This window comes from Geomonas azotofigens, assembly GCF_018919395.1.
In the GTDB taxonomy this organism is placed as follows: domain Bacteria; phylum Desulfobacterota; class Desulfuromonadia; order Geobacterales; family Geobacteraceae; genus Geomonas; species Geomonas azotofigens.
In genome coordinates this window covers 413,365-438,074 of the sequence record NZ_JAHLME010000004.1, presented here as the reverse complement: position 1 = coordinate 438,074, position 24,710 = coordinate 413,365, and the positions used below count along the sequence as shown (strand labels likewise).

Below are 24,710 nucleotides of genomic sequence, written 5' to 3'. Positions count from 1 at the left end.
TGAGCCGCCACCCCACCCCCAAAAGGAGAACGAAGATGAAAAAAGCAGTTTCGGTAATGGTCCTGGTAGCAGTCGCAGCGCTCACCATCTTCTGCTTCGGCAGCGTCGCCAGTGCAGGTGAAGAGATCAAAATGGTGGGGGTCATCACCAAGATCGACATCGCCGGCAAGGACGCCAAAACCGCCACCGCCACCTTGAAGGACAACAAGACCGAGCAGCTCGTGGTGATCACCGTGGAAGACGATCTGACCCTGGACAAGTTCAAGGACCACAGGATCGTGGAAGGCGACGAGATCCGCTGCAAGTACGAGGTTATCGACGGCAAGAACGTCTCCAAACTGTTCAGGAAGACCGCCGGCTGCTAAGCCGGGGCCGTTCCTCGTAGGTGGCGCTGTAGTTATCACGATTGCAGCGCTTCTTTTTGCCTTTTAATATCGCATTTTTAGTATATATGAAGGGCTGGATATAGCTGTGACGGCGCGAGCCGATTTACTACGGAGGTTGTTGAATGAAAGGTATGCTGGGAATTTTGGCGGGGGTCGCGCTTTTGGCGATGGCCGCGCAGGGGATGGCGGCGGTCGACCACGCCGAGTTCGTCAAGGGGCCGTTCAAGAACGGCAGCGAGGTGACCAAGGTCTGTCTCGAGTGCCACGAGCAGCAGGCGGCTGATTTCATGAAGACTACGCACTGGACCTGGGCCGGCACCCCGAACATGGTCAAGGGGATGGAGAAGAGCACCAAGAAGTACGGCAAGTCCAACATGATCAACTCCTTCTGCACCTCGATCCAGGGGGGCAAGGATGGCGTGGTGCACGAGTCCTGCGGCAAGTGCCATGCAGGGTACGGCTGGACCCGCACCGACTTCGACTTCACCGACAAGAGCAAGGTCGACTGCCTCATCTGCCATGCCCAGAAAGGGAACTACACCAGGGCCACGGTTGGTTGCGATATCGACAAGAAGAGCATCGACAAAAAGAGCATGGATCTGAACGTCGCCGCCCAGAGCGTCGGCCTTCCCACCCGTAAGAACTGCGGCGCCTGCCACTTCTACGGCGGCGGGGGCGATGCGGTGAAGAACGCGGGGCTTGATTCCACCCTCGAGAAGACCAAGAAGTCCCAGGACGTGCACATGGGGAGCAAGGAAAGCGGCGGCCAGGACATGAGCTGCCAGAGCTGCCACGTCACCAAGAACCACAAGATCGGCGGTGCGTCGAGCATGATGGCCCACTACGACACCCGCGTGAACTGCGAGCAGTGCCACTCCGGCGCCAAGGCCCCGCACCAGAAGGCGAAAAACGGCGCGCTCATCAACCGGCACCTCGCCACCGTCGCCTGCCAGACCTGCCACATCCCCTTCTTCGCCAAGGGACAGGCCACCAAGATGGCGTGGAAATGGTCCGACGTGGGGAAGAACATCACCGCCGAAGAGCAGTTCGACAAGGAGACCTACGCCAAGCACAAGGGGACCTTCGTCTGGGGCATGAACGTGAAGCCCGTCTACGCCTGGAGCAACGGCATGGTCGAGCGCTACATGGTGGGCGACAAGATCAAGGACCCCAAGAAACCGGTGATGATGATGCGTCCGGTGGGAGACATCAAGGACCAGAAGGCCAAGATCTACCCGTACAAGCTCTACAAGGGCGACCAGCCGATGGACGCCAAGTACAAGCACCTGATCATCTTCCAGCAGTACAAGTCCCTGTGGGTCGACTACGACTGGGATAAGGCATGCCGCCTGGGCGCCGAGGGGTGCGGCCTCCCCTACAGCGGGAAGTACCAGTTCGTCAACACCGAGGCCTACATCGCGGCGCAGCACGAGGTGTCACCCAAGGAAGAGGCGCTGCAGTGCGGCGAGTGTCACATGGGCGGCAACCGCCTGGACTGGAAGGCGCTCGGCTACAAGGGCGACCCGATGCAAACTGGCGGCAGGTTCTCCAGGGCGCAGAAGGTGGCCAAAAAGTAAGCGCGATGGCATCAAGAGAGGGGCGGAGTATTTTCCGTCCCTCTTTCCTTTTGAGTCGCCACGGGGATGGTAACGCGGACCGGCGTGAATCAGCCGTTGATGCCGTTGTCTCAGCGGCAGGCGCATTGACACAAGACGAGCCGGAAAATTGTCGCGACGAAGTGCTCGACATACCTCGGCAAAACACTAAACTATTATCCTGGTGTGCCGATAACGATGAATGAGTAAGGGACAGCCACCAAAGACAACAGGAGGGGCTTCGATGAGTAAGATACGTGTGACAGCGGCAGTGTTCTGCCTCGCCTTGGCGGCCACGACCGCCTTGGCGGCAGGCGCGCATCCGGGCAAGGAATCGATCGAGAAAAGCGGCTACAAGGGGCCGGAGACCTGCGAGGAGTGCCACCCCGGCAGCGCCAAGGGGTTCCTGGATACCGTGCACTGGAAGCACGCATCCAAGGTGACCAACGTCGATGGGCTCAATCCCAAGGAAGAGTACGGGATGAAGAACCGCATCTACGTCATGTGCAACGGCAACGACATCGTCAACAACCTGAAGGAGATCCCCAAGAGCCCGGTGACGGGCAAGAGCAAGTTCTCCGGCTGCAACACCTGCCACCCCGGCAATCACCTCTCCGACGTCGGCAGTACCGGCGCCGCGGCCGAGGCCGCCGTCGACTGCCTGGTCTGCCACTCCACCGACTACGATTTCCGCCAGAGAAAGCCCTTCAAGAACGAGAAGGGCGAGGTGGTCATGGGGCAGGACCGTAGCGTCAAGGCAGCCCTCGCCATCGGCAAGCCGACGGTCAAGAACTGCATGGTCTGTCACGAGGCGGCCGGCGGCGGCGTCATCGTCAAGCGCGGCTTCACCTTCACCAGGGAGACCGATGCCCACGCCGCCAAGGGCCTCGTCTGCGTCGATTGCCACAAGGCGAAGAACCACAAGATGCCGACCGGCCACGATCCCAACAACTGGGCCAACGACGGCGTTTTCGTCTCCTGCGCCGACACCTCCTGCCACGGTGTCAAGCCGCACAAGGACGCCGACTTGAACCGCCACTGTGCCAAGATCGCCTGCCAGACCTGCCACATCCCGCGCACCGGCGGCGCCTTCGCCAAGGACTTCACGGTGTGGGAGCAGACGCCGGACAAATTCTACGAGCCGACCACGCTGAAGAAGGAGGCCAACGAGACCGCGCCGGTCTACGCCTGGTACAACGGCACCGTGAAGAACACCCCGCACTTCATCGGCCCCAAGGGGAGCAAGAAGGACGGCAAGAGCAAGATCACGCCGTTCAAGATCTTCCAGGGCAAGGCCTACTACAACAAGCAGACCGGCGAGCTCCTCTCCATGGATTTCGCCCAGCCGATGTCCGACGGCGACACCCGCGCCGGCGTTCTTTCGGCGGCCAAGACGCTGGGGCTCAAGAACCCCGAGAAGATCGCCAAGGAGGCGGTGCCGGGGTGGCAGACCATTTATTTCGGCAGCAACCACCTGGTCACCAAGACCAAGGCACTCTACTGCGCCAACTGCCACGCACCCAACGGGGTGCTGAACTTCAAGGACCTGGGCTACACCGACAAGGAGATCCTGAAGCTGACCTCTCCGGAGCTTTTCATGGAGAAGCTGGCCAAGAAGCAGAAGGAAGATTGGTAGCGGCGACAGCCGCTGCTACAGGATGTTGACACAGGAAAGCCCCCCTCTCTCGAGGGGGGCTTTTTTTAGGCATTTACTACAGACAAATCCCCCTTGCTCCCCCTTCGCGAAGGGGGAGTAAGGGTTCGAGTGCGACGCTGCGTGGGCACAGCACTCTACCTTCCCATGGTTCTTTGTTGAAGCATCACAAAGGGAGACGCGGCTTCAGGTGCGGGGCTTAGGTGGGCGATGTCGTTTGGCCGCTCACCGAGTTCCCCCGAGACATTGCGACGTATGGCGGCCTGCGGACTACTTGTGGCCGACGCAGAGGAGGACGGGATAGCGGCGGGGGGCGCCGTCGCCCCCCTGCTTTTCGATGGAGGCCGCGGTGATGACGGCCACATCGGCAAGGCCGTTTCTGGTGAACTCGCCGGTGAGGAACTCGCGGGAGAAGCCGTGATGCAAAACGCCGGTAGGATCGTCATGGAAGCGGCCGTCCTCGGTCTCGAGGTCGGCCAGGGCGAGCCAACCGCCGGGCTTCAAGGCCTTGGCGAGGGCCCCGATGAGGGGGGGGACGTCCCGGACGTGGTGCAGGGTCATGCTGCTGACGATAAGGTCGAAGCTTCCTTCCAGGCGCTGCTGCTCAAGGTCGAGCGGCAGGGTGACGACATTGGTCAACCCTCGCGCGTGGATCTTCTTGTTGAGAACTTCCAGCATCCCGGGTGAGCTGTCGGCACCGGTGATGCGGCGGACGAAGGGGCGCAGGCCCAGGGTGACCAGGCCGCTGCCGCAACCGTAGTCCAGGGCATCCATGTCGGGGCCAAGGGGGAGGGCTTTGCGCATGGCCGCAACGACATCCTGCGCCAGCTTCAGACGGCGCGGTTCCTGGTCCCATTGGTCGGCTACGGCATCGAAGTCACGCTTGTTCTCGGCGGACATGGCTTTTCCTCCTGATGGGGCTGCGCCCTGGGTGTACGGCAGCATAATATTCAGATAGTAGAATGTCAAGCGACTACGCTAGGGTGGACACGGGGACTTGGAGGACTGGGGGACCCTGTGCTGTGGACAGACACGGTGGACACGGTGGACACGGGGACACGATGGACACGATGGACACGATGGACACGATGGACACGGGGTGACCAGGGTGAGTTTTTACTGGCCTTGCGCATGAAACAATGGTATGGTCACCTGTTCGCGTGGCGGGAGATATTTTCGGCTACGGGCGGTTTTATGCTTGACTCTACTCCGCCTGGGTGTTATATAATCCCTCTTTCAAAAAAACCTAAAAGCTACATTTAAAATACCGGAGGTGCAGTTTGGCAAATCATAAATCGGCAATGAAGAGGATCAAGCAGACCGCAAAGAGGACTGAGCGCAACAAGCACGAGCGTTCTACCCTGCGCACTTTCATCAAGCGCGTCCGCGAAGCGGTTGCCACCAAGGATCAGGATGCTGCAAAGGCCGCTCTGGCTGCCGCCATCCCGGTCATCGACGGTGCCGCAACCAAGGGGATCATCCACTCCTCCAACGCTTCCAGGAACGTTTCCCGCCTCACCAAACTGGTCAACACCCTGGCCTAGTCGGTAGCGGATTACATGAAAGCAAAAAGGGAATTCCCACCAGGGGATTCCCTTTTCTAGTTTGCACCCATCTCCCCTTCCAAGCCCTCACCTCCCCGGGGGGGAGGGAACCGGGACGCCTAGCGCCGGCACGCCTCCATCACGAAACGCTCGAAGAGCGGCTCTTCCAACCCGCCGGACTTGAAGGCCAGGTCCAGCTCCAACATCCCTTCGAAAATCAGCTTCAGCTCCGCTACCGTGTAGTTCCTCGCCTGCGCCGTCACCTTGCCCAGGAAGTACGGGTTGATCCCGGACGCCTTGGCCAGTTCGGACTGGGGCACCTTCCGGTCCAAAAGCTCACGCACCTGCCAGAGCTGGCGGAAGTGCCGCGCCACGGCACCCAGCATGCGCAACGGGACCTCGCCGTCCTGCAACAGCGAGGTGAGCATCTTCAGGGCACGGGGGAGATCCTTGCTGCCAAGGGCATCGGTGAACTCGAAGACGCTCTCGACCTTGGTGTCGGAGACGATGGCCTTGACGTCGGCGACCGCCACGGTCTCCTTCTTGCCGCAGTAGATGCACAGCTTCTCGATCTGCGAGACGAGCTCCTGCAGGTTGTTCCCCACCAGGTAGGCGAGCAGTTCGGCCGCGGCGGGCTCGATCTTCTTCCCGGCGGCGCGCACCTCGTCGCGCACGTAGGGCCCGAGCTGGTTCTCGTAGGGACGCTTGAACTCGACAGCTTCGCCACGTTTTTTCAACTCGGCGTAGAACTTCTTGCGACCATCCACCTTCTCGGCCTGCAGGACGAGACAGGTGCCGGGCGAGGGGTCCTGCAGGTAGGGGAGCAGCACCTCCATGGCGTGGGCGGAAAGATCCCCTCCCTTTTTCACCAGCACGACGCGGCGCTCGGCGAACATGGGGAGGGTCTGGGCTGCGCCGAAAACCTCTTCTCCCTTGCATTCGTTGCCGTAGAAGACATCGAGGTTGAAGTCGCGAAAGCCTGGATCCACGGCCCGGTCCAGCAGCTTCTTGACCGCCCGCTCCACGAGATATGGCTCGTCGCCGAACAGAAGGTACAGCGATGCCAGCTCTCCCTTTTCCACAGCCTTGTTGAACTCTTCCGGTTTCATCTGTGACCTCGTCTCAAAAAAACCGCCCACCAGCCTGATGCTGAATGGGCGGCGTCATTGCTCGCAATTGTCGTCGTGACGCTAGAAGCGCTCGCCAAGCTTCTGCCAGATCCGCTCGGAAATGCGCCGGCTGATTTTCTCGATGGCGGCTTCCTCGGCATCCTGCTGCAGGGCGATGTTCGCGTTGACGGGGTAGACCTGCTGTTCGGTGACATCTCCCTTCCAGAGCACCCTCTGCGACTTCTGATCGCGCAGGGTGGCCTGGACGGCGAGGATGGCGTTGTACTCCCTGATGGCGTCGGCGGCGCTATAGGAGACCGGCACGCTGTTGTAGGAGAGGACCACGCCGGAGAGCTCCAGTTCCGCCCGGTCAGCAGGAAGGACCTTGCCGCCGGTCCGGAAGGCGAACTCGTCGATCATCTCCCGGGCGAGCACCGCCTCCACCCCCGCGCGGTAGCTCTTGTTGGCGAAAAGAACCACGTTGACACCGTTGGCGCCGGCCAGCGGGCCGTGCTGGATGACGGGGCTGTAGCTGCAGCCGCCGCCGAGAAGTGCCGCGAGCAGGGCCAGCATGCGGAGTGTTGTGAAGAGCCTGGTGGCTGTCATGGGACGTTTCCTCACGGGCTTAGGCGACGACGATGCTGACCAGCTTGCCGGGGACGTAGACGACCTTCTTGACGCTCTTCCCTTCCAGGTAGGGAAGGATCTTGTCATCCGCCAGCGCGGCGGCGCGGACATCGTCCTCCTTGGCGTCGGGGGCGACGGTGAGCTTGCTTCTCAGCTTGCCGTTCACCTGGATCACCACGGTGATCTCCTCGTCGACCACGGCGTCGGCGTCATAACCGGGCCAGCCGGCCTGCTCGAGAGCCACCTCGTGGCCGAGTTCGGCCCAGAGTTCTTCGGCGAAGTGCGGCACGAAGGGGGCCAAGAGGCGGACCACCGACTCCACCGCCTCGCGCACCACGGCCACGTTCTCCGGGGCGTCCTTGCCGGCGAAGCCCTGGATGGCGTTGACCAGTTCCATGACCGCGGCGATGGCGGTATTGAAGTGGAAGCGGTCCTCGACGTCCTCGGAAACCTTCTTGATGGTCTTGTGCACCGCGCGGCGCAGCTTCTTCCCGTCCGCGGAGAGCTTGTCCACCTGCACGCTGCCGGCTTGCTTGATCGCCGGGAGCACGTCGTACACCAGGCGCCAGACGCGGTTCAGGAAGCGGTAGCTGCCGTCCACGCCCTGGTCGCTCCAGTCGAGGTCCTTCTCCGGGGGTGCCGCGAAGAGGGAGAAGAGCCTGGCGGTATCGGCGCCGTAACGCTCGATGAGTGCGTTGGGATCGACCACGTTCCCCTTGGACTTGGACATCTTGGCGCCGTCCTTGATCACCATCCCCTGGGTCAGGAGGTTGGAGAAGGGCTCGTCGACGTTGCAGTAGCCGAGGTCCCTGAGCACCTTGGTGAAGAAGCGGGCGTAGAGCAGGTGCAAAACGGCATGCTCGATGCCGCCGATATACTGGTCCACCGGCATCCAGTGCTCGACCTGCTCGCGGTCCAGCGGACCGGAGGTGAACTTCGGGGAGCAGTAGCGCAGGAAATACCAGGAGGATTGCACGAAGGTGTCCATGGTGTCGGTCTCGCGGCGGGCGGCCTCGCCACACTGCGGACAGGTGCAGGTGGTGAAGCTGTCCACGCGCGCCAGCGGGTTGCCCCCCTCCCCGGTGAACTCGGCATCCATCGGGAGCACGACGGGAAGGTCCGCTTCCGGGACCGGGACCACGCCGCAGAGATCGCAGTTGATCACCGGGATCGGGTTGCCCCAGTAGCGCTGGCGGGAGATGCCCCAGTCGCGCAGGCGGAAGTTGACGGTCTTCTTGCCGATCCCTTCCTTCTCAAGGAAGTCGGCGATGGCTTCCTTGGCGTCGGCGTTGCCCATGCCGTCGAAGCGGCCGGAGTTGACCATGATCCCGTCGGCGGTGTAGGCCTCGGTCATGGTGGCGGGATCGAGGGTTTCCCCTTCGGGCTGGATCACGACCTTGAGCGGCAGGTCGTACTTTTTGGCGAACTCGAAGTCGCGCTGGTCGTGGGTCGGAACGGCCATGACAGCGCCGGTGCCGTAGTCCATGAGGACGAAGTTGGCCAGATAGATCGGCATCTTCACGTTGGTGACCGGGTTGACGCAGTAGGAGCCGGTGAAGACGCCTTCCTTCTCCTGGTCCTCGGCGGAGCGCTTGATGCGGTCAGTCTTCTTCACCTTGTCGATGAAGGCCTCGACGGCGGCGCGCTGCCCGGCGGTCGCCAGGTCGAGCGCCAGCGGGTGCTCGGCGGCCAGCGACATGAAGGTCGCGCCGAACACGGTGTCCTGACGGGTGGTGAAGACCTTGATCTTGCCGAGACCGTTCTCGAGCGGGAAGTCGATCTCGCAGCCGACCGAGCGGCCGATCCAGTTGCGCTGCATGGTCAGCACGCGCTCCGGCCAGCCGGTGAGCTTGTAGGTGTCGTCCAGGAGTTCCTGCGCGTAGTTGGTGATGCGGAAGGACCACTGCTCCAGCTCCTTCTGCTGGACCATGGAATCGCAGCGCCAGCAGCAGCCGTCCTCGACCTGCTCGTTGGCAAGAACGGTCTCGCACTTGGGGCACCAGTTGACGGCGGAGGACTTCTTGTAGGCGAGCCCCTTGCGGTACATCTCCAGGAAGATCTTCTGCTCCCACTTGTAGTAGTCGAGGTCGCAGGTGGCGAGCTCGCGGTCCCAGTCGTAGGAAAGGCCCAGGCGCTTCAGCTGGCCGCGCATGTAGGCGATGTTCTCGTAGGTCCACTTGGCGGGATGGCTCTTGTTCTGGATGGCGGCGTTTTCCGCCGGCATGCCGAAGGCGTCCCAACCCATCGGGTGCAGCACGTTGTACCCCTGCATCCTCTTGAAGCGGGCGATGACGTCACCGATGGAGTAGTTCCTGACGTGCCCCATGTGGATCTTGCCGGAGGGATAGGGGAACATCTCCAGGAGGTAGTACTTCTTGCGAGCGGCGTCTTCAGTCGCCTTGAAGCTGTTGTGCGTAGCCCAGAATTGCTGCCATTTGCCCTCTACTGCTGAGGGAACGTATTTTTCTTCCATTAAACCCCGCCTTCCAGCGCCCCAAACGGGACGCGCAATATTTTAATGTCGGCAACGCTGCGGTTGCGGATGGTGTGTTTGAACGGCACCACCTGGTGGACCTGGTGGACCTGGTGGACCCGGTGGACCTGGTGGACCCGGTGGACCTGGTGGACCCGGTGGACCCGGTGGACCCGGTGGACCCGGTGGACCCGGTGGACACGGTGGACACGGTGGACACGGTGGACACGGTGGACACGGTGGACACGGTGGACACGGTGGACCTGGTGGACCCGGCGGGCCCGGTGGAGGCCACGGTCGTGAACTGGAGACTCAGGGACGCATGGGACGGTTCAGCACCGGGGCGCCCGCAGGCACCGCCCCCCCCTGCCTCCCCCCTCAAGGGGAGGAGCACAACCGGAAACCGGTCAGACGATCCGAAGCAGGTTCTTGGCCACGTCCAGAATCTTGGTCGGCTGAATCGGCTTGGTGATGTAGTCGTTGGCTCCCAACGCCAAGGCACGTTCCCGGTCTTCCTGCGCACCTTCGGTGGTGATGACCACGATCGGTATAGCCTTGTAGTTGGCATCGTTGCGCACCAGACTGACCAACTTCAGACCGTCCATGATCGGCATGTTGATGTCGGTCAGGATCAGATCGAAACGCTCCGAGGAGAGCTTCTTCAACCCGTCAACACCATCGTTGGCCTCGACTATCCGCACCCCCCTGATCCGCTTCAGCGCAAACGCGATGAGCTGCCTCATGGTGGGTGAATCTTCAACTATCAATACGTTGTAATCTGACATCTGACCTGTATCCCCCATTGCAACAGCTGACTATTTCGTCAATAGATCGATGAACCCCTGGATGGTCGAGAGCTTGCGCTCGGAGTCGCTGTAAAGCCGCGAGCTGAAGATGGCGGTGGCGGCATGACCGGCCAGCAGGGTGAAAAGCTCGTAGTCGACGGCGGCAAATTCCTTTTTCTGCATCAACAGCTTGTAGATGGCCAGCACGCCGATGACGTGCTCCTTGATCTTCAGCGGAATGCAGACCATCGGCGCGCTGAAATCGCGCTCGTAGCTGTCGAAGTCGCTGGCGAAGTGGTTCTCGCCGGACTGCGCCACGGTCCCGATAATCCCCTTGCCGAGACGGAAGGCGGGAATCTCGCTGCGGTCGATCCCTTCGGTGGAGACGGCCTGCAACTCGTCACTCTTCTCGTCGAGCAGCATGATGGCGAACTCCTCGGCACCGATCAGGTTGATGATGATCTCCGTGATGATCTGGAGCACTTCCTTGAAGTCGAGCGTGGAGTGGAGCTGGTAGCTCGCTATGTAGAGGTTGGCGAGGTTGTTGTTCTCATCCTCGATCTCCAGGTAGCGTGCCGCGAAATCCTGGTTTTCCTCCTCGACGTGCCTGATGCGGTCCAGGATCTCCTGCTTCTCCTGCTCGAGATCGGCGATCCGCTCGTTGAGCTTTTTCAGCTCCGCGGCCGGCGCCGGCTCGCCCGAAATCTGGGACTTCTCCAGTTCCAGCAGACGGAACCGCAGACGCTCGTTCTCCCTCAACAGCTCCTGGGTGAACTCCGCCCCCTTCTTGAAAACCTGCAGGAACTCCTCACCCCTGCTATGAACCAGTCGTTCATCGTCCTTTTGCATGCGCACCCCGAATTTACGTCTAGTTGATCAACCGAATCGCGGCAACAGGCCGCAACGAAGCACTATTTCACGCACCATGCCGTCCATGGGCACCACCCGATCCACCACGCCCGTGGCGATCGCCTCGCGCGGCATGCCGAAGACCACGGCGGATTCCTCGGACTCCGCCACGACCTGGGCTCCCACCTTCTTCGCCTCGCGCACCCCAAGAGCCCCGTCGTTGCCCATGCCGGTCAAGACGACGGCCAGCATACGGCTACGGTACAGTTCCGCGCAGGACCGGAACATCACGTCCACCGACGGGACGTAACGGTCCTTCGGCCCGGGGGGGACGATGCGGGCCACCACCTTCTCGCCGACGCGGGCGAAGACCAGGTTGTGCCCGCCGGGAGCGATGAGCGCCCGCCCCGGAACCACCTCGTCACCATCCTTCGCCTCGCGCACCTCGAAGCCGGTGCTGCGGTTCAACCTCTCGGCGAAGGCGGTGGTGAACCCGGCCGGCATATGCTGGGAAATCACCATGGCGAAGGGGGGCGCCTCCTTAAAGGAGGCGAAGATCCGTTGCAGGGCCGGCGGTCCACCCGTCGAGGAGCCGATGGCCACGATGTCTATGTTGCTGGGCGCGCCGGCCGGAGCCGCGGGAACGGCGACCTCGGCCGCGGGAGGGGCAGGCTCCGCCTGCTTCTGCACCCGTGCCATGTTCAGCTTGAACACCGCCTGGACCTTCTGGTGCAGGTCCTGCTGGATCTTCAAAAGCTCGTCGGAGATGACGCTGGTCGGCTTGGCGATGAAATCGACGGCACCAAGCTCAAGCGCCTTGAAGACCTTCTCGTCGCCGGAGGTGGAGCTGATCACGATCACCGGGACCGGCGTGGTCGCCATCAGGATGCGCAGCATGGTGAAACCGTCCATGCGCGGCATCTCGAGGTCGAGCGTCACCAGGTCGGGGGTGAGATCAATCACCCGCCGGATCCCCTCCTCGCCGTTGGTGGCGTACCCGATCACCTGGACCCCCGGGAGCTCCTCCAGCATCCTGGTGATGGCGCGCCGATTATAGGCCGAATCGTCTACGACTACTACCCGTATCTTTTTCACGTGGCCACTCCGCCGCCGGTCGTATCCGTTTTCTGGTAGACCATGTCGTTTTTCAGGTGTCTCAGCGCAAAGGCGGTGGACAGGTTCATCAGGGACTCCGAGTGCCCCAAAAGGAGGTAACCGCCGCCGCGCAGCGTGTTGTGAAACGACTCGATCACCCGCTTCTTCGAGGTCTGGTCAAAATAGATGATCACGTTGCGGCAAAAGATCACGTCCATCTTGCCCAAAAGCGCCAGCCGATTGGCGTCGAACAGGTTCATCTGGCTGATGGTGACCAGCTCCCGCACCTCGTCGCAGATGCGGTACCCCTCGTCGGTCTCGGTGAAGAACCGCTTCAGGTAACGCTCTTCGGTGGCGCGGAAGGAGGCCTTGGTGTAGATCCCCTTGCGGGCGTGCTGCACCACGCGATGGCTGATATCGGAGCCGACGATCTCAACGCGCCAGCCGTGCAGACACCCCATCTCCAGCAGGAGCATGGCGATGGTGTAGGGCTCCTCGCCGGTGGAACATCCCGCGCTCCAGATGCGCAGGGTCCGCTCGCGCTGCTTCGCCTTCATGAGTTCCGGCACGATCTCGTCGGTGAACGCGCGCAACTGGAAGGCCTCGCGGAAGAAGTAGGTCTCGTTGGTGGTGAGGAGATCCATGATGTCGGCGATCTCCTCGTCCCTCCTGCGATCGTACTTCAGGAACTGGTAGTACTCGCGGAAGCCGGACAGGTTGTGATGGGTCACCCGCTGCCCGAGCCGACGGTCGAGCAGGTACTTGCTGTCGTCGTCGAAGAAGAGGCCGCAGTGGTTGTAGATCAGCTCCCTGATCAGGCGGAATTCCTCTGCCGTCAGTTGCAATTCAGGTTCGAAGTATGGCATTAGCGCAGCCTGTCGAGCAGTTCAACAATCTCGCCTTTGACCAGCGGGTCCGACTCCCGGGCCAGCGCCTGATCCAACACCGCCAACGAGTCGGCGCCCTGCAGTTGGGCGAGGGCGCGCACGAAGGAGCGCCGCACCATCCAGTGCGGGTGTTCCAGCAGCGCCTGGCCGTGCTCGTCGATCCAGTCCCCGCCGTGAGCGGCGAGGATCCCGATGGCGGCCTCCACCACTTCCTCGTCGGCGTGATAAAGCGCCTGCCGCACCGGACCGAGCGCCTGCTCCCCCCCCAGGGCCGCGAGGGTCGACAGGGCCGCGATCAGGACCGGCCCCTGCGCCTGCCCGAGGAGCGCGGTGACCCCGGGGAGCGCCTCGGGGTCACCCACCGAGCAGAGCCCCTTGAGGGCCGCAGTCTGGACCCAGGGATCGGCGTCGCTCAACGCCAGGCAAAGCGGCGCCAGCACCTCGTGACCTCCCCTTTCGGCAAGGGCCTGCGCCGCCGCCACGCGCACTTCCGGCTCCTCGTCGGAGAGCGACAGGGTCAGCGCGCCCAAGGCCTGGGGCAGGTCGACGCGCGCCAGGGATGCGACCGCCGCCCGGCGCACCGAGGCGTCCTCGTCCTTCACCAACCGGGCGAGCCGTTCGCCGTCGGCCAGCGCGCCGAGGATAATGGCGGCGTCCCGCCGCTTGCGCGCTTCGCGGCCGCGCAAAAGCTCGGAGCAGATCGAGCCCACCCCCGCCGGGTCCGCGGCGGCCAGGCGCTGCAGCCCCTCCAGCCCCCCCTCGCGCACCTGCGCATCATCATCGTCCAGCAGCCGCGCCACGCGTGCCGCGGCCCCCTCCGGCGCCAACCGCCCCAGGGCGAGCGCCGCGCAGCGCCTCACCTCGGCCCCCTCGTCCTCCAAGGCGGCGAAGAGGAGATCGTCGTTGCCGGGGCGCCCGGTTTCCGCGATGAGGTGCACGATCACGGCGCGCTCGGCGGCGATGGCGAAGGGGAAGTGCTCCAGGAGTATGGGGATCACGGGCTCGCCGATGCGGCGCAACGCCTCCAGGCAGATCCCGCGCAGGCGCTCGGCACGCGCCACGCGCACCAGCGGCAAGGCGGCACGTTCGTCCCCCATGATGCCGCAAAGCTGGGCCAGCGCGGAGATCATCACCGGCTCCTCGCCGTGCAGCGAATCGATCAGCTTCTTGGCGGTGGCACCGCCGGCCAGCTCCCTCAGGGGGAGATCCACCAGCTCTTCCTGCTGCCGCGGGTTCAGGCGCCCCCGCAGACGCATCAGCGCGATGGCGGCGGCCTCGCGGGCGTTCTTGGCCTTGTCGTGCAGCCCCTCCAGCAGCAGCGGCAAGGATTTCAGGTCGCCGAGCACCCCCAGGCAGTCGTAGGTGGCCCGCCGCAGCAGCCCCTCCTGCAACAGCGGTTCGAGCTTGGCGAGCGGCACCGGCGCGCCGATGGAGGCGAGGGCGTCCAGCACGGTGAACTTCAGCCAGACCTCGCCGCCGTCCAGCACCTTGAGCAGGTGCGGCAGCGCGCGGCCGTCGCCGATCTTGCCGAGGTTCTCCGCGGCGGCGACGCGGACGTTCATGTCCTCGTCGTCCAGCGCCTGCACCAAAAGGGGGAGACAGGTGGCGCAGCGGATGTTGCCCAGGATGTCGATGATGAACTTGCGGAAGTCGTGATCCGGATCGCCCAGGTGCGCGCAGAGCTGCTCGACGGCGGGAACGCCGATCCGCTCCAGGGACTCGACGGCCGAGTTGCGCAAGCCGGCGTTGTCGGCGGAACGAAGCAGCGCGATCAGGGCCTCGAGCTCGCCGGCCTGAAGCGGCTGCGCCTGCAGCACCACGCTCACCGCCTCCTTGCGCACGCGCCAGCTGTCATCCCCCATGGCGCGGAACAGCAGTTCCATCACCTCGGGGAAGGGACGGCGGCGCAGGGACATGACGGCGAGGCGGCGTTGCTCCTCGTCATCGGCGGCAAGTCTCTCTGAGATTTCAAGCAGATCGTTGGACAGGGTCTTTCTCCTAAACGCTCAGTTCGGCCCGCTTCTTGGCGAGGAGCTCCTCGAAGGCATCCTTCAGGAACGAGGTGGTGTCGCGCACCTGCTGCGACACCCGCTGCTGGTACAGGTATTCCCCTTCGCGGATGTCGTCGGCGAGGAGTTCGTAGAAGCTCCCCTCGCGCACCCCCTGCTCCACCTTGGCCTGGTTGTAGAGGACGATGTCGGAAACGATGATCCTGGCCAGGCGCCTCGCCTTCACCTGCTCCTCGGGGAGCTGGGCCGGGGCAGCGGCGGCGGGCTCGGCGGCGGCCACGGGAGCGGCGGGAGCTGGCGCAGCCGCCGCGGGGACCTGCGCCTCGACCGCCTCGCTGACCGGTGCCTCCAGGGCCTGCGCCGGCGCCTCGGCCATCAATGCCGGGGCCTTGGGCGCCTCGACCACCGGGGCCGCAGCTACCGGGGCCTCCGGGGGCGCCACGACGGCGGGCTCGGCGGCCGGTGCGACCGGGGGCTCGGCGGCGGTCATGAGCGGCGCCGGCGCCTCGGGTGCCGGCGCGGCGGGCGCAGGGACGGCGGCCTCCGGCATCGAGGTCTCGTCCACTTCCACCTGCCTGATCTCGCTGCGGCTCTCCTCCTGGGCGGCGAGCTCGCTGTCGGTCGGGCGCACCACGGGGGGGACGTCGCCGGAAGTCAGCCGGTAGATCATCGCGACCAGGGAGTCCGGGATGTGGTGCTTCTCGATGTAGTCGTCGGCTCCGTACAGCGAATTGGGGGAGCGCTTGTAGCGGGTCTTGTCGTAGATCGAGGCGATCAGCACGATCTTCACCTTGGCGAGGGCCGGTTCCTGGCGCACCCGCTCGCAGACCTCGAAGCCGAACATGGTCGGCAGCGCCACGTCCAGGAGCAGCACATCGGGGGTCACCCGCTGCACGGTCTCCAGGGCCTGCTTGCCGTCGGTGCAGAGGAAGAGCTCGAACGGCTCGGCCGCGAGCACCTTCTCGACCGCCTTGCAAAAGGCGGCGCTCTCGTTGGCCACCACGACCTTCACCTTGGTCGGCGGCGCGGCCTGGCGCTCGCTCTTGCGCACCAGCCGGAACACCGCCTTGCAGCTCGAGCAGCGCAGTTTCTTCGGCTCGTCGGAGCTGCTGGCGGTAACGTTGAATCGTTTCTTGCAGTTAGGACAGACTATCAGCATGCTTGGCTCTTTTTGGTCGTGGTAGTGGTCTCCCCCTGCGGGGTAAGGTAGCCCAACTGGGCCTTCTCCTGGAAGGTGAGCAGGGCGTCGATGTTGAGCAGCATCACCGGGACGTCGCGCACCAGGCACAGCCCCACCATGTACTCCCCTCCCACGATGCGCACCCCGCGCGGCGGCGCCTTCAGCTCCCGAAGCGGAATGGTGATCATCTCGGTCACCTCGTCGACCATGAGGGCCAGCGGCTGCCCGGAAATGGAGAGTATGAGAAGACGCGCGCTCTCCTTGTTCGGGGCGGCGGGAAGCCCGAAGCGCTTCCTCAAGTCCACCACCGGTATCACGGAACCGCGCAGGTTGATCACCCCCTCGACGAAGGGGAGCGCCCTGGGCAGCGGGGCGAGTTTGGGGACCCTGATGATCTCCCTGATGCGCATGATGTCGACGGCATAGAGCCCGTCATCCATGCGCAGGCAGGCAACCTGAATTTCCTGCAACTCCTGCGTCATCAGACAGCGTCCCCCTTGGCCGCGGCGTCATTGCCCAAAAGTCCCTCGATCACCTCGAGCACCTTGACCGACTTGAAGGGCTTGGTGATGTAGGCGTCGGCGCCGACCTGCCTGCCGTGCTCCAGGTCGCGGCTGCTCTTCTTGGCCGTCAGCATCACCACGGGGATGGCGCTGGTGGCCGGATTCTCCTTGATGCTGCGGCAGACCTCGAAGCCGTCCATGTCCGGCAGCATGAGGTCCAGGACCACGAGGTCCGGTGCGTCCTGCGCGATCGCCTTCAGGGCGTCGTTGCCACCGCGCACGCCGGTGACCTGGTACCCCTTCGAGGTGAAGAGGATGCTCTCCAGCTTCAGTAGGCTCTCTTCATCCTCGACCACGAGGATCCTGTTCTTCTCCATGCTCCCCCCCCTGCGCCCCGACTCTACAAGAGACCCACGTCCAAGACTTTTTCCATGTCGAGCAGGATCAGCATCCTGCCGCTGACCCGGCCGATTCCCAGCACGAACTCGCGATCGATCCCCTCGAGGACCACCGGCGGAGGCTCGATCCCCCCCTCGGCGATGCGGACCACCTGCACCACCTCGTCCACCAGGACGCCGGCGTAGCCACCCTGGCGCTTGACCACCACGATGCGCTCGCGCTCCGAGACGGCCCCGTCGGCGAGGCCGAGCCTGGTCTTCATGTCGAAGACGGGGATGATGTTGCCACGCAACGAGAGAATGCCGCGCACAAAGGACGGGACCCGGGGGACCTCGGTCACCTCGCGCGGCTTGATGATCTCCTTGATGTCCATGATGCTGATGGCGTATTCCTCGCTGGCCACCCGGAAGCAGAGGAGTTCGACGCTGGCCGCCTCGACCACTTCCTGTTGCAAGGTCTCGGCCTCGAAGGAGGCGGACTCGCGTCCCCGCAGGATCACGGCGACGGGGTCGAACCCTTCGGGATCCTGCGGATCCTCGAACGGGGCGTCGAACTGCTCGGCCTGCCAGGCCGGCGTCGAGGCCCGCGGCAGCGGGTCGGGATCAACGGGCACGGCCGCGAAGGGCTCGGGCACCACGGGCTGGGGAGCGGTGAACTCCTCGACGGGGGCGACCACCTCGGGCTCCGCCGGCGCCGGCCAGGATGCCGCATCCGGCGCCTGCACGTCCCGCTCGGGAGCCGCTTCGCGGGGCGTCGGTACCTGCGCGTCTCCCCGGGCCGCCTTCTTTCTGATCTCTGCAAGATTCATAAAACCTCAACATCCGTTCTACGTTCTATGTTCTATGTCCTACGTTTGTTTCCGGTGTCCGCTCTCCAGGCAATCCCAGCGACGCGGCAAGCGCAAAGGCGGTTCTGTCAGTTAACGTAGAACCTGGAACGTAGAACAGAGAACCGGTCCTAAGCCAGCAACTCCGCCGCGGTCTCCTCGATGATCGAGGCGTCGATCAGGGCGGCGTCCCTGCCGTAGCCGATCAGGAGCGCGTTGGTGGCCACCGCGTTGATGCGGCGCGGCACCCCGCCGGAGAGCTCGTAGATCCGCTGCACGGCGTCCGGCGAAAAAAGGCCCGGTTCGCCGCCGGCCGCCACGATCCTGAAGTCGAGGTATTCCAGCGTCTCCTCCAGTCCCAGGGGCGCCAGGTGGAAGTTGAGCGATATGCGCTGCCGGAACGGCTCGTACACCGGGGAGGCCAGCATCTCGCGCAGCTCAGGCTGCCCCATGATGATCACGCTCACCAGGTTGCGGTCGTCGAGCTGGAAGTTGGTCAAAAGACGCAGTTCGTCGAAGAGCTCCCGGTCCGGGATCATCTGCGCCTCGTCGATCACCACCACCGGGACCCGCCCCTCGCCGTGCAGCCGGTACAGCGCCGTGGTGATCTCCTTCAGGAGCTGGTCCTTCTGCAACGACGGCTCGTTCACCTGCAGCCCGGACGCGATCACCCGCAGCAGCTCGTCGGCGGTCAGGCGCGGATTGAACACGAACATGAAATGGTAACCGTCCCCCATCCGGTCCATGAGGGCGCGCGAGATGGTGGTCTTGCCGCAACCGATGTCACCGGTCAGGAGGGCGATCTCGCTCTCCTCGACCGCGTACTCCAGCCGCGCCAGCGCCTCCTGGTGCCCCGAGCTCATGTAGAGGAAGCGGGGATCGGGGGTCTTGCTGAAGGGCTTTTCGGTGAGGCCGTAAAATTCCTTGTACATCAGGCGCTCCCTCGGGTGGCCTCGGCGATGACGCTACCGACGTCGAGAACGAGGATGGTGCGCTGGTCGCCCAGGTCCGCGGCCCCGGAGATGCCGCGGAAACCGGCGAAGGTGTCGCCGATGGACTTGATGACGATGTCCTGCTGTCCCAGGAGGTCATCCACCACGAGTCCCAGCCTCTTCTCGGCGACCCCGACCACGACCACGTAGCAGCTCTCCGGTACCGTCGCCCCCTTCAGTTCGAAGAGCTCGGAGAGGCGCAACAGGGGCAGGGTCGACTCGCGCAGCTGGATCACTTCCTTGCGCTCGACCGTCTTGATCTCCTTTTGCTCCACGATGATGCTCTCGAGCACCGAGGTGATGGGGAGCGCGTAGGTGCGCCCGGCGGTGGAGATGATGAGCGCCTTGATGATGGCCAGCGTGATGGGGAGGGTGATGATGAAGCGCGCCCCCTGCCCCGGGAAGTTCTCGACGTCGATGAGGCCGGACAGGGCGGCGATGTTGGTGCGCACCACGTCCATGCCCACGCCGCGCCCGGAGATCTCGCTCACGGTCTCGGTAGTGGAGAACCCGGGGCGGAAGATGAAGTCGAGCGCGTCGCGGTCGCTCACCTCGTCGACGGAGGAGATGATGCCGAGTTTCACCGCCTTCTGCTTCACGCGCGCCACGTCGATGCCGCCGCCGTCGTCGTCGATCTGGATGACGACGTGGTTTCCCTTCTGGTAGGAGGAGAGGGTGATGGTCCCCTTCTCGTCCTTGCCCGCCGCCCGCCGCTCTTCGGGGGTCTCGATGCCGTGGTCGATGCTGTTTCTGACGATGTGCATGACCGGGTCGGAGATGTCCTCGATGATGAGCTTGTCCAGCTCCGTGTCCACCCCGTAGAGCTTCAGCTCGACCTTCTTTCCCTGCTCGCGGGCGATCTTCCTGATGATGCGGGTCATCTTGTCGAAGAGCTGCCCGACCGGGATCATCCTGATCTCCATGACCCCCTTCTGCAGTTCCGAGAGCTTCTTCTCGAGCCCCTTGGCCGCCTTGTTCAGCTCCTGTGAGGGGACGATGAGGCCGTCGCGGCGCATGCGCGCGGCGACGTCGGCGATCATGGAGTGGGAGAGCACCAGTTCCCCCACGATGTTCATCAAAAGGTCGAGCTTGCCGATGTCGACGCGCACGGTGCGGCTCATGCTCTTGGCGCTGATGGCGCCCGCCTCGCCGGCAGCCGGGGCCGGGAAGTCCCCTTCCGCACCGGCAGGTTCCGCGACCGGCGCAGCCTCAGCGCCGCCGCCCGCGCCCTCTTCCCGCGCCGGCTCGCCGAAGGTGGTGATGCTCAGGTGCTCGCGGTCGATGATGGGGGTGAGTGCGCCGGCGGAGAGCTCGGAGCCGAAGAGGATCTCGAAGTCGATGCCGGCGTCGAGCCCGCTGGAGGCGGAGGGAAGCGTGCTGATCACCTCGCCCGCCTGCTTCAGCGCGTCGGTCAGCTCCATGAGGTCGGAGTCGAAGCTTGCAAGAAGCAGCGACACCCGGATCGAGTGGATGTGGCGCCCCTTCTTCACGTTTTCCAGCAGGCGATGCTCCTCGTACTCGGTCATCGAGGAGAGCACCCGTTCGGGGATGTTGAGCCGTGCCAGGGGGGAATCCTGGTTCGCCTTGGGGCCGCGGGTCAGGCAATCGTTGATGCGCTGCATGGCGCCGGAAAGGTCGGTCCCCTCGCCGCCGGTCTCGCCGGCGCTGCGCACCAGGTGCGCCAAGAGCTCGGTGGACTCGAACAGGGTGCTCACCACCGCCTGGTCCAACTCCACCTTGCCCAGCCTCAGGGCGTCGAGCAGGTTCTCCAGGTGGTGCCCCAGTTCCGCGATGTCGGAGAGACCGAACATCCCGGCAAGCCCCTTGAGGGAGTGCGCCCCGCGGAACACGGAGTTCACGAGGTCCGGGCTGCATTCACCGCCGTCGGCGCAGTCACTCAACGAGACCAGGTCAAGACTCAACTGGTCCAGGATCTCCTCGGCCTCGGCCAAAAAGTCCTTCAACGCTTTCCCTATGTTATCCTCGACGCTCATAGACTCTCTTTTTTAAGAAGACGTTCTACGTTCTACGTTCAAAGCTCTAGTTTTAAGTTCTCAAGTTCTATGTTCCGACTCCTAGTTCCCTACTTGTGGGTCAACGTAGAACACAGAACGTAGAACCGGTTCCTAGTCCCCCAGGTACTTGGAGACCAGCTCCTGCAGCTTCACCGGGTCGAAGGGCTTGACCAGGTACTCGTTGGCGCCCAGGGCGAGCCCCTTCTCGAGATCCTTCTCGCCGCTCTCGGTGGATACGATGAAAAGGGGGATGGACTGGTAGTTGGGGTTGTTGCGCACGTAGCTGATCAGTTCGAGCCCGTTGATGTCGGGCATGTTGATGTCGGTGATGATGAGGTCCACCTGCTCCCGCGGCAAAAGGCGCAACGCCTCGAAGCCGCTGGCGGCCTCGACGATGGTGTATTTTTCCAGTTCGTCTATGGTGGAAACCAGCATGGAACGCATGGTGTTGGAATCTTCCGCAATCAGTATCCTCTTCACGTCACATTTCTCCCCGTCCCTGCTCCTGCAGCCTGCGCTGCAACAGGGCTTTTTCCATGGCTATGCCGGCCTGGCACAGGAATATCTCCAGCGAATCGGTGTCGCCGATCGGCTGGTCCTCGGGCAGGTTGTCGCCGTAGAGGATCGCGACCACCTTGCCTTCGCTCACTATCGGCCCCACGAAATACTCCGCGGGACGCCCGCCGCCCAACTGCTCCAGGAAGTAGTGGGTCCACACCGAGGCGTCGACCTCCCCTTTCACCGGGAAACGGCTCTCGAGCACCTGGGTGAACAGCGACGGCTCCCCCCTGGGAATGGAGAGGTTGCGGACCCGCGAGTCGGCCCGTCCATCCTGAAGTCCGAACTGCCCCAGCCCCTGGACACTTTCCTTCTTGACCAGCAGCACCACCGCGCGGTTCACGAACTCGGCCGCGAAGCGGAGCACCAGCAGGATGATGCCACCGCCAAGCTGCGGGTTGTTGAGCTCCTCGAGCATGCCGCGCAACTGCGAGATCCCCGTGCTCTGGTTCAGGTGCGGCGCGGAGAGGGCCGGTTCCTCGCCCATCTCCAGCCTCAACTCGTCGCCGATGTTGACGCTGGTGAAACCCGCATCCTCGCCGGCGGCCACGCTCTCCAGCGCACCGAGCAGCCTCGGCCCGAAGCTGTCGAGGGAATCGTGGATCTCGCTCTTCAGAGGTTTCATGAGCAGCGGGATGCCCAAGGCGCGCATCTTGCGCTGCGCATCCTCGTTTTCGAAGTCCGAGAGCCCCAGAAGCGGCAACTCCGGGAAATTGTTGCGTACAAGCTCCATGAGCTCGAGACCGCCCAGGAGGCCGGTGCCGTCCATGCGCGGCATGATCAGGTCGACCAGCACCGTCGGGCGCACGCCGTCGCGGTAGAGCGAATCGACCCGGATCAGCGCGTCCTCGCCGCGCTCCATGGGCTCCAAGCGGTACCCCTGTCCGGCAAGGAGCGAGGTCAGGGCCGTGAGCGTGGTCGGGTCGTCGTCCACGAGCACCAGCGGCTTGCCTTGCGCCGAGCCCGCGGGCGCGGCCGCGGCGGGCGACGGAGTCGGGAAGGCCTCGGGTTGTGCATGGGCGGAAAGAGATGGAGTATCGGGTGCGGGGGGGGGAGTGGCCGGTGCTGCGGCGGAGGGCTCCTGCAGCAGGTCGAAGGCGAAGTCGACCGAGTCGTCGTGGTGGGCGCCCTGTTCGTCTTCCCCCTCGCCGCGGTGGCGCTGTTCGTCGATGATGCGGGAGCCTTCCATGGCGAGGTACTGCGGGTTGAGCCCCTGTTTCAGCATGAACTGCACCGGGTCCAGGCGGGCGTTGTCGCCGTCCCCAATCTCCTGCAGCTCGAATTCGAAGGTCCCCTCGGCCCAGGCGAAGAGCGAATAGACCACGTTCTCGATCTGCTCGCGCACCACGGCTTCGATGGCGTCCGCGCTCACCCCGAAGCGCTCCACCATGATCACGCCCAGAAGCTGGGTGTACCCCTCGTCGGCCTGTATGCTGAGCGCCCGCTTGAGGACCCCCAGGTCGATGACCCCCTGCTGGATCAGCACCTCGCCCAGATTCTGCTGGAAGGTCGAGGATGTGGCGCGGATCACCTGCCCGTTGCGGAAGATCACCCGCGCCTCCCGCCCCCTGCTTTGCAGGGCGAGCACGCCGGACCTCCTGCTCAGGCTTACGATCTGCAGGATCTCGCCTAAGCCGAGATCTTCCAAATTGCCGACTAGACTCATTGATGCCGCTCGCTGTTGGTAGGGGGTGGGTTAGAAATAGGCATCATACTAAACCATCGTATCGGCCAAGTAAAGAATGATTTAGGTATCTTTCTTGTCTCTGCCGCGGAAAATAAGCTTTAAAGGAGTACCGCTGAAGCCGAACGCCTCTCTAAAACGGTTCATGATGTACCGCTCATAGGAAAAATGAATCCCCTCCGGGCGATTGGTAAAGACGACAAAGGAAGGAGGTTTGATACCCACCTGCGTCGCATAGTAAAATTTCACCCGCCTGCCGCCGTCCAGCGGAGCGTGGTTCTCATCCACGGCCTGGTTGAAGATGCGGTTCAACTCGCCGGTACTCACCCTTTTGCAGTACTGCTCCATCACCTGGTCCACCTCGGCGACGATCTTGCCGGTGCGCTGCCCGCTCTGGGCCGACACGAACAGGATCGGCGCGAAGGGAAGGTACTTGAAGTTGCGGCGGATATCGTCGGTGAACTTCCCGATGGTGGAGTTGTCCTTTTGCACCGTGTCCCACTTGTTGACCACGAAGATGCAGCCGCGCCCCGCCTCGTAGGCGTAGCCGGCGATCTTGGTGTCCTGCTCGGTGACCCCGTCCTCGGCGTTCAAAACGATGAGCACGACGTCGGCGCGGTCGATGGAGCGCAGCGCATCCACCACGGAATACTTCTCGATCTTCTGGACCGTCTTCCCCTTCCTGCGGATGCCGGCGGTATCGATCAACAGGTAGGGCTTCTTGTTGACGGTGAAGCGGGTGTCGACCGCGTCCCGGGTGGTGCCGGCGGTGGGGTTGGCCACCACGCGCTCGTAGCCCAAAAGACGGTTCACCAGGGTGGACTTGCCCACGTTCGGGCGCCCCACGACCGCGATCTTGGTGATTTCCTCGTCCTCGTCCTTGTCCCGGTTGTAGGGGAGCGCGGCCAGCACCTCGTCCATCAGGTCGCCCACGCCGCGGTTGTGCTCGGCGGAGATGGTGTGGATGTGGTCCACCCCCAGCGAGTAGAAGTCCCCCGCGTCGGCCTCCTGCTTCTCGCCGTCCACCTTGTTGATGATGTAGAAGACCGGCTTGTTGATGCGCCTGAGCATCTCCACCACGTCGCGGTCGGCGGGGGTCAGTCCGCCGCGGGCGTCCATGAGGAACAGGATGAGATCGGCCTCCTCCATGGCGAAGCGGGACTGCTCGCGCATCTGCTGCAACAGCTTGTCCGATGTCTCCGGCTCGAAGCCGCCGGTGTCGACCAGGATGAAGGGGATGTCGAAGCGGTTCACCTCGGCGTAGTTGCGGTCCCGGGTCACCCCGGGCATGTCGTCGACCATCGCCTTGCGGCGCCCGACCAGCCTGTTGAAAAGGGTGGATTTACCCACGTTGGGGCGTCCGACGATGGCAATAATAGGTTTCATGATTTCCTAGCGGGAAGGGGCCAAGCGTAACCGGCTAAAATGGCGCAGCTTTCCGTTTTAATGTATTTGACAGCTAACCGGTATGTGTAACATTTTGCTTCATAATAAGCAACATATACCGTCTGCAGGAAGGAGCGCCCCGCCACCTTTCCCC

Annotated in this window: 22 protein-coding genes; 4 read left to right on the top strand and 18 right to left on the bottom strand. The window is 63.6% G+C overall.

The window, feature by feature from the left end; all coding sequences use genetic code 11:
• The first annotated feature begins 35 nt into the window (after positions 1–35).
• The 3 genes from KOL99_RS16065 to KOL99_RS16055 all read left to right on the top strand — a co-directional run bounded on the left by KOL99_RS16065 (position 36) and on the right by KOL99_RS16055 (position 3,617).
• Complete coding sequence (locus KOL99_RS16065; RefSeq protein WP_183345828.1) at positions 36–365, top strand: hypothetical protein; 330 nt, start codon at positions 36–38, stop codon at positions 363–365.
• A 143-nt stretch (positions 366–508) separates the two neighbouring features.
• Positions 509–1,963, top strand: coding sequence for a tetrathionate reductase family octaheme c-type cytochrome (locus KOL99_RS16060; RefSeq protein WP_216511476.1), 1,455 nt, complete (start codon positions 509–511; stop codon positions 1,961–1,963).
• A 262-nt stretch (positions 1,964–2,225) separates the two neighbouring features.
• Positions 2,226–3,617 carry a cytochrome C gene (locus tag KOL99_RS16055; RefSeq protein ID WP_216511475.1) on the top strand — a complete coding sequence of 464 codons (1,392 nt, stop codon included), beginning with the start codon at positions 2,226–2,228 and terminating at the stop codon, positions 3,615–3,617.
• Positions 3,618–3,905: 288 nt separating this feature from the next.
• Here KOL99_RS16055 and KOL99_RS16050 read toward each other — a convergent pair whose 3' ends face one another.
• Positions 3,906–4,535, bottom strand: a complete 630-nt coding sequence (locus KOL99_RS16050) for a class I SAM-dependent DNA methyltransferase (protein ID WP_216511474.1) — start codon at positions 4,533–4,535, stop codon at positions 3,906–3,908.
• A gap of 380 nt (positions 4,536–4,915) precedes the next feature.
• On the opposite strand from KOL99_RS16050, the gene rpsT reads away from it, so the two are divergent.
• The gene (gene rpsT / locus KOL99_RS16045; protein ID WP_199389438.1) at positions 4,916–5,179 is read left to right on the top strand and encodes a 30S ribosomal protein S20; all 264 of its coding nucleotides are present in this window, start codon (positions 4,916–4,918) and stop codon (positions 5,177–5,179) included.
• A gap of 119 nt (positions 5,180–5,298) precedes the next feature.
• Here rpsT and holA read toward each other — a convergent pair whose 3' ends face one another.
• The 17 genes from holA to der form a co-directional block, all read right to left on the bottom strand.
• Positions 5,299–6,288: a DNA polymerase III subunit delta gene (holA, locus tag KOL99_RS16040; RefSeq protein ID WP_216511473.1), complete on the bottom strand. Its 990-nt coding sequence runs from the start codon at positions 6,286–6,288 to the stop codon at positions 5,299–5,301.
• Between the two features lie 81 nt (positions 6,289–6,369).
• On the bottom strand, positions 6,370–6,894 hold the full coding sequence (gene lptE, locus KOL99_RS16035) for an LPS assembly lipoprotein LptE (RefSeq protein WP_216511472.1): 525 nt from the start codon (positions 6,892–6,894) through the stop codon (positions 6,370–6,372).
• A gap of 19 nt (positions 6,895–6,913) precedes the next feature.
• On the bottom strand, positions 6,914–9,388 hold the full coding sequence (leuS, locus tag KOL99_RS16030; protein WP_216511471.1) for a leucine--tRNA ligase: 2,475 nt from the start codon (positions 9,386–9,388) through the stop codon (positions 6,914–6,916).
• Between the two features lie 407 nt (positions 9,389–9,795).
• The gene (locus KOL99_RS16025; RefSeq protein ID WP_216497222.1) at positions 9,796–10,173 is read right to left on the bottom strand and encodes a response regulator; all 378 of its coding nucleotides are present in this window, start codon (positions 10,171–10,173) and stop codon (positions 9,796–9,798) included.
• 30 nt (positions 10,174–10,203) lie between these two features.
• Positions 10,204–11,022 carry a GAF domain-containing protein gene (locus tag KOL99_RS16020; RefSeq protein ID WP_216511470.1) on the bottom strand — a complete coding sequence of 273 codons (819 nt, stop codon included), beginning with the start codon at positions 11,020–11,022 and terminating at the stop codon, positions 10,204–10,206.
• Positions 11,023–11,049: 27 nt separating this feature from the next.
• On the bottom strand, positions 11,050–12,117 hold the full coding sequence (locus KOL99_RS16015; RefSeq protein WP_216511469.1) for a protein-glutamate methylesterase/protein-glutamine glutaminase: 1,068 nt from the start codon (positions 12,115–12,117) through the stop codon (positions 11,050–11,052).
• On the bottom strand, positions 12,114–12,983 hold the full coding sequence (locus KOL99_RS16010; protein ID WP_216511468.1) for a CheR family methyltransferase: 870 nt from the start codon (positions 12,981–12,983) through the stop codon (positions 12,114–12,116). Before KOL99_RS16010 ends, KOL99_RS16015 begins: the two co-directional genes overlap by 4 nt.
• Entirely contained in the window at positions 12,983–14,971 is a 1,989-nt protein-coding gene (locus tag KOL99_RS16005) for a HEAT repeat domain-containing protein (protein ID WP_328760680.1), read from the bottom strand. The genes KOL99_RS16010 and KOL99_RS16005 overlap by 1 nt, the downstream gene beginning before the upstream one ends.
• Before the next feature lie 31 nt (positions 14,972–15,002).
• A complete protein-coding gene (locus tag KOL99_RS16000; RefSeq protein ID WP_216511466.1) occupies positions 15,003–16,172 on the bottom strand; it encodes a response regulator in 1,170 nt (389 codons plus the stop codon).
• Positions 16,166–16,675, bottom strand: a complete 510-nt coding sequence (locus KOL99_RS15995) for a chemotaxis protein CheW (protein WP_216511465.1) — start codon at positions 16,673–16,675, stop codon at positions 16,166–16,168. The genes KOL99_RS16000 and KOL99_RS15995 overlap by 7 nt, the downstream gene beginning before the upstream one ends.
• Complete coding sequence (locus tag KOL99_RS15990) at positions 16,675–17,073, bottom strand: response regulator transcription factor (protein ID WP_216511464.1); 399 nt, start codon at positions 17,071–17,073, stop codon at positions 16,675–16,677. Before KOL99_RS15990 ends, KOL99_RS15995 begins: the two co-directional genes overlap by 1 nt.
• Positions 17,074–17,096: 23 nt before the next feature.
• Entirely contained in the window at positions 17,097–17,903 is an 807-nt protein-coding gene (locus tag KOL99_RS15985) for a chemotaxis protein CheW (protein WP_216511463.1), read from the bottom strand.
• A gap of 149 nt (positions 17,904–18,052) precedes the next feature.
• Entirely contained in the window at positions 18,053–18,853 is an 801-nt protein-coding gene (locus KOL99_RS15980) for an ExeA family protein (protein ID WP_216511462.1), read from the bottom strand.
• Positions 18,853–20,907, bottom strand: coding sequence for a chemotaxis protein CheA (locus KOL99_RS15975; protein ID WP_216511461.1), 2,055 nt, complete (start codon positions 20,905–20,907; stop codon positions 18,853–18,855). The genes KOL99_RS15980 and KOL99_RS15975 overlap by 1 nt, the downstream gene beginning before the upstream one ends.
• Positions 20,908–21,039: 132 nt before the next feature.
• Positions 21,040–21,408: a response regulator gene (locus KOL99_RS15970; protein WP_216511460.1), complete on the bottom strand. Its 369-nt coding sequence runs from the start codon at positions 21,406–21,408 to the stop codon at positions 21,040–21,042.
• Between the two features lies 1 nt (position 21,409).
• Positions 21,410–23,152, bottom strand: a complete 1,743-nt coding sequence (locus tag KOL99_RS15965; protein ID WP_216511459.1) for a DUF4388 domain-containing protein — start codon at positions 23,150–23,152, stop codon at positions 21,410–21,412.
• An 81-nt stretch (positions 23,153–23,233) separates the two neighbouring features.
• On the bottom strand, positions 23,234–24,556 hold the full coding sequence (gene der, locus KOL99_RS15960) for a ribosome biogenesis GTPase Der (RefSeq protein WP_216511458.1): 1,323 nt from the start codon (positions 24,554–24,556) through the stop codon (positions 23,234–23,236).
• Positions 24,557–24,710 lie beyond the last annotated feature (154 nt).